Below are 5234 nucleotides of genomic sequence, written 5' to 3'. Positions count from 1 at the left end.
AAACTCGCCTGCGGCTCGGACAACATCCCGTTTCACGCCGTCTGCACCGGGTGGGTGCCCCGCCTGCGGAACTTATGCACGGAGTCGCGACGCAACGTCAAGACAGAGGATAGACCCTATCAATCAGGCGTCAGCCAGCGCCATTAGCAAGCGTACGGGGTACCCACCCGGTGCAGGCGGCGTAGAATGAAGTGCGGGCGCTTTTAAGCATCGTCTGCCAATCTGTAGAATGATGAATCTTTCATCACTTCATTCAGCCGACAAGCCGATGGTGGGTCGTACGGCGAAGTGAGGCGCAATGCTTTTTTGCTTACTTTTGGAGCTTCGGCCAAAAGTAAGGCAAGCAATCTGCGATTGCGCGCAGAATAAAAAAGAACGATTATATTAATCATATTTTCAACTACTGATTGACATTCATTATATATTATCTGGATAATACCGTACTGATTAGTTTACCCATTACTTACCCAGCCGTCCCATGTGTTCATCCAGATATTTGATTTTGAGCTTTATATCCAGAATCTCCGATTTGTCAGGGTTTTCCTCTTTCTGCAAACTATCCTGATATTCTGTCAGGCTTGTGCGGTATAGCCAATAGTATGCAAGGGCATTGGTAATATCCTTCATTTGGTTTTCATACAATTGGGCTACAGTATAATAGGTTGTCATTTTCTGGTTTGGGCCCGCGTATTCCAACGCTTTTTTGTAAGTAGCGGCAGCATCATCGAAATGGGCGCCTTTGTCATAAGCCGAGGCCAGCCCTTTGTAATAGAGGTATAATGTAAGGTCTGTAGGGATTGTCCTGTTCAGCAGTTTTTGAAATAGCGGGATCGCTTTTTTATGGTCTGCCAATTCATTTGAACTCACTGCCAGGCAATACAGTACATTGTTATTCGTTGAATCCTGCCGGAAGGCCTTATCGAGGAATATCTCCGCTTCGTAGTTTTCTTTCAGCGAATAGTAAGATATACCGAGGCTGCGGTTTACGATCAGGGAAGAGTCCCCCGCTTCGTAGCATTTCCTAAACCTGCTGATAGCTTCCTCATAATTATCCATCATATAATATGTCAGGGCATTCAATAAGTTCATCTGCTGGTCGGTACTATCTTTTTCCATGTATGTGGAGGAATAAGCCAGCGCTTCAAGGTTCCGGTCGGTTTTCAGGCATAGATTGACGAGGCTCGCCGCAGAGAAACTATCTGAGGAATTCATGTCCCATGCGCTTTTATAATATACGATAGCACTGTCAGCTAGGCTCATTTTTTCATAGCATTGGGCAATCTGGGTCAATGTGTTGGACGATTGGTTTTGATCGTACACTTCCTGAAACAGGTTCAGTGCTTGACCATATTTACCTTGCTGGTAGAATAAGTCGGCTTTCTGTCTTTTGTAGTACAGGTTTGTGGAGTCGATGCGTATCAAATCGTCGTAGCAGTCTATTCCTGCCTGCCTGCGCCCCAGCATGGTGTAACATTTGGCCAGTTCGGATTTTACGCGCACGTTCTCCGGTTGCTCAACAGCTAGTTTTTGCAGGATGGCGACAGCCTTCTGATAGCTGCCTAACGACATGTAACACATTGCTTCCTGTAGCTGCAATTCGGGCGAAGGCTCTTGTGCGGTTATATATTCCAGGGCTTTTTGGTACTGGAAGTTTTCGATATAACCACGTAACGTATTGTCAACTGTTTGCGAATATGAAGTTATCTGAATGGTCAGTAATAAGAGTAATATCAAGGCTTTTTTCATATCTTTCAGATAGTTTAGGTGATGTGTTTTCTGTGCAACATCTGATGCTGACGACAGAGACAGAGAATGTATCCCTGCCTCAATATCTATTTTGAGAAAAAGAATTATTCGATTTGTCCTGTATTCACTACAGTATCTTCTTTCAGTCTGAACACAATAGGTAATGTATAATATACAGATACGACTTCGCCATTCATCATGCCGGGTGTCCAGTTCGGCATGGACTGAATTACCCTGATTGCTTCGGCATTGCATTCCGGGTCTATTCCGCGTATGACAGCTACATCCGTAATTTCCCCTGTTCTCCCTACTACAAAGCGTATGGTTACACGTCCTTGTATGCCGGCTTTTACTGCTGATTCAGGATACTTGAGGTTATCCGCTACATATTTCTGCATTGCGGATTCCCCTCCGGGAAACGAAGGCATTTTTTCTACGGTAACATAAGGTGTTCCGTCTTGAGGAAGATCAAAGCCGGCACGAGGGCCTCCTTTTTGTTTCTCTTCATATCCGGATACAGTTATCGCGTCATCCCCGCCTTTTGCCACCTTGCTTTTATTGCCGGACAGCCTGAATACGACAGGCAGCGTGTAATATGTATCTACTGCTTTCCCTCCTTGCTTACCGGGCTCCCATTCCGGCATAGCTTTTACCACACGGATGGCTTCTTTATCAAAATCGGGATGAGCACCTCTTCTTATAACTTCTACATCAGAGATCTCTCCTGTACTCCGTACTATATAGCGTACAAACACTCTTCCTTCTATTTTCTTATCAAATGCCTCTACCGGATATTTTATCGTCTGTGCCAGAAACTTTGCCTGTGCGTCCAATCCTCCGGGGAACATAGGCATTTTCTCTACAGTCACATATACATCTCCTTTTTTTACAGGGTCTTGCTTTCCGTCCACGAAAGGTATAGTCAGAATATCGGGCGATGCCTGTACGGCATTCCCTAAGAGCAAAGTCAATACAACCGGAACCAGCAACAGGTATTTTGCCGCTTTACCTACCGATGTTTTATTCTTGTTCATCATGGTAATTCTTCTTTTTAATTGTGAAACATTGAAGTTATTTATAATTGGTATACCGGTATTTACATTTGAAGTCTGCAACATTATATATTGATATTCCTTAGAGTTGAAGCCGGCATTTATAACACCTTCGTCGGCAAGGTACTCCAGGTTTATCTTTATTTCCTTCTTCATAAGCCATACGAAAGGATTCCACCAGAAGAGTATGCAAAATAGTTCGGCTAACAGGACATCTATAGAATGAAGCTGCCTGACATGTACTAATTCGTGAGCTATAATTTCATCGTACTCATTGTTATTACCGCTCTGTGAGCCAACGAAAATCCATCCAAAGAATGAAAAGGGCGACACTTCTTTACCTTTCAGCTCTATCAACCGGCAGATTTCCAGTTTTTTAGATTTATTGCCAATCCTTAGATGTATGATACTCAATAACTGTATAATAAACTTTACAGCACTTATAATGGTCACAGCAGACAGTGCAAAAAGTAAAACAGACCATATATCGATGGAAGGGACTTTTGCCGTTTCGGCTGTTACTTCTATTTGTGAGAGCCAATACACAGGCATTTGAACAGGCGCCTCCTTTTCAATCGGAATTTCGAGGACAAAAAATGGAAACAGCAAAGAAAAAGTCATTGAGAAAAGGAAGTAAAACCTTCTCAGCCGGAAGAAAGTATCTGTCCTGAGCAGTAGTATGTAAAGGCCGTAGAACAGAGCCAGCGATACAGATGCTTTGATCAGATATGTAATAATTGTGTTATCCATGATTGTAATAATAAAAAGTTGTTATTTCCCTTTTTCTATCATCCGCATTATTTCCTGCAACTCTTCAGGAGATATTTTTTCCTCTTTTACAAAAAATGAAACGAGCTCTTTATAGGAATTTTCAAAATAACTCTTTACTACATTCGACATAAAGGCTTTCTTATAATCATCCTCGGCAACTTTAGGGCTGTATACCCATACATTCCCATATTTCTTAGCATTGAGGTAGCCTTTTTGTTCCAGATTGCGCACAATAGAAGCGATAGTAGTATATGGCGGTTTGGGATCATCCATTTCATTGACGATATCCTTTACTACACATTCTTTTAATTGCCAGATATGAAGCATGACCGATTCTTCCTGATGAGTTAACTTTTCCATAGGACTATATTATTTACGTAAATCTACTATTTTTTCGTAAAAGTACGTATATTTTTTTATAATGCAAATATTTTACTGTTTTTTTGATGAAATATTAGTTGTGTAGTGAATCAAGAGTTGGAAAAATGGCTTGAAAAGCCTTACTTTCATAACCGCAGGCGAGCGAAGCGTTTCCTGTGGGGGCAAAAAACGGACGCTGCCGCCTAAAAGGCAGGACAAAGAGAGGAAATAAAATCTTGAAAAAACAGAAAGGGTTCTGCATTCAGGCAGATGTTTAGGATTCAGGCATTACCGCAAATCGTGCTTTGCTTGTATGCGGTTATGAAGATCAAGCCCTTCGCGCAAAAATTTCAAGCATTGATTCGCACTACTTAGAGCCTGCAATAAAAATTTTCGTTAAAATTTGAACAGGCTCTAAGTAACTGTTAGGAAATTTTACAAATTCTTTTTCATAAGAGAAAGGTTAAGAGTTCTTCGTTCATTTTTAAGTACTAATTTTGCGTATATTTGTTGAAAAATAAAAACATTATAATATGGCTTCAGACCCTATCGAAAGAGATGTTGAAACTCTTATTGATTTGCAACTCCGTAAACTAGGCTGGGAAGATAACCCTAAAAGTCCAAATCGAAATGTTTGGAAACAACAACCAAGAACTGATCAAGAAAAAATCAGTTTAGATGGTTTGAAACCCGATTATATATTATATGATTCACATAAACTGGAACCTATAATCGTAATTGAAGCCAAAAGGCCAAACAAAGATGTTTATACAGCATTGGTGCAGGGCCTAGAATATGCTAAAAAAATCAATGCTCATATAGTCATTGCTACAAATGGTATTTTAGTAAAAGCAATACATTTAAAAACAGGAAACTATTTAACATTAAACGGAGAGAGTGTTGATGCATTTTTTGATGAACAAATAGCATTGAAATTTGTAGAGAATAGTGATGTAGAAACAATTAGCAGAAAGGCTATCAATTCTCGTAATGATTTGATAAAAATCTTCAAAGACTCAAACAACCTGTTAAGGAAGGAAGGGCTCTTGGCTGGACATGAAAGATTTAGTGTTTTTTCCAATATCCTTTTTCTAAAATTAATGAGTGAGATACAAGACTTAAAAGATATTGAAGGAGAAAGGAATGTTATACCCAAAGAATACCGTTGGGATTTTTTCAAAAATAAGAAAGGGAATGAATTATTAAGCTATGAAGTCATCTTGACTTTTTGATTTTCTTAATTTTCTTTAAAAATATAACAATAAAAGCTATATAATTGAAGGACTTCCAACTAGATACCGTCGT

Annotated in this window: 6 protein-coding genes; 2 read left to right on the top strand and 4 right to left on the bottom strand. The window is 40.1% G+C overall.

Annotation, left to right across the window (positions count from 1 at the left end):
• A partial coding sequence (locus D0T84_RS22630; RefSeq protein ID WP_221413147.1) for a hypothetical protein occupies window positions 1-190 on the top strand: 190 nt, incomplete at its 5' end.
• 13 nt (window positions 191-203) lie between these two features.
• Here the strand turns inward: D0T84_RS22630 and D0T84_RS18025 are convergent.
• The 4 genes from D0T84_RS18025 to D0T84_RS18010 all read right to left on the bottom strand — a co-directional run bounded on the left by D0T84_RS18025 (window position 204) and on the right by D0T84_RS18010 (window position 3929).
• Window positions 204-392, bottom strand: a complete 189-nt coding sequence (locus D0T84_RS18025) for a hypothetical protein (RefSeq protein WP_163309252.1) — start codon at window positions 390-392, stop codon at window positions 204-206.
• A gap of 67 nt (window positions 393-459) precedes the next feature.
• A complete protein-coding gene (locus D0T84_RS18020) occupies window positions 460-1746 on the bottom strand; it encodes a tetratricopeptide repeat protein (RefSeq protein ID WP_163309251.1) in 1287 nt (428 codons plus the stop codon).
• Between the two features lie 104 nt (window positions 1747-1850).
• A complete protein-coding gene (locus D0T84_RS18015) occupies window positions 1851-3548 on the bottom strand; it encodes a M56 family metallopeptidase (protein WP_163309250.1) in 1698 nt (565 codons plus the stop codon).
• 21 nt (window positions 3549-3569) lie between these two features.
• Window positions 3570-3929: a BlaI/MecI/CopY family transcriptional regulator gene (locus D0T84_RS18010; RefSeq protein WP_163309249.1), complete on the bottom strand. Its 360-nt coding sequence runs from the start codon at window positions 3927-3929 to the stop codon at window positions 3570-3572.
• 533 nt (window positions 3930-4462) lie between these two features.
• Here D0T84_RS18010 and D0T84_RS18005 point away from each other — a divergent pair.
• Complete coding sequence (locus tag D0T84_RS18005) at window positions 4463-5161, top strand: type I restriction enzyme HsdR N-terminal domain-containing protein (protein WP_163309248.1); 699 nt, start codon at window positions 4463-4465, stop codon at window positions 5159-5161.
• The last annotated feature ends 73 nt before the right edge of the window (window positions 5162-5234 follow it).

The organism is Dysgonomonas sp. 521 (genome assembly GCF_010501055.1).
In the GTDB taxonomy this organism is placed as follows: domain Bacteria; phylum Bacteroidota; class Bacteroidia; order Bacteroidales; family Dysgonomonadaceae; genus Dysgonomonas.
The sequence above is the reverse complement of the archived record's forward strand: the minus strand, read 5'-3'. Positions and strand labels throughout refer to the sequence as shown.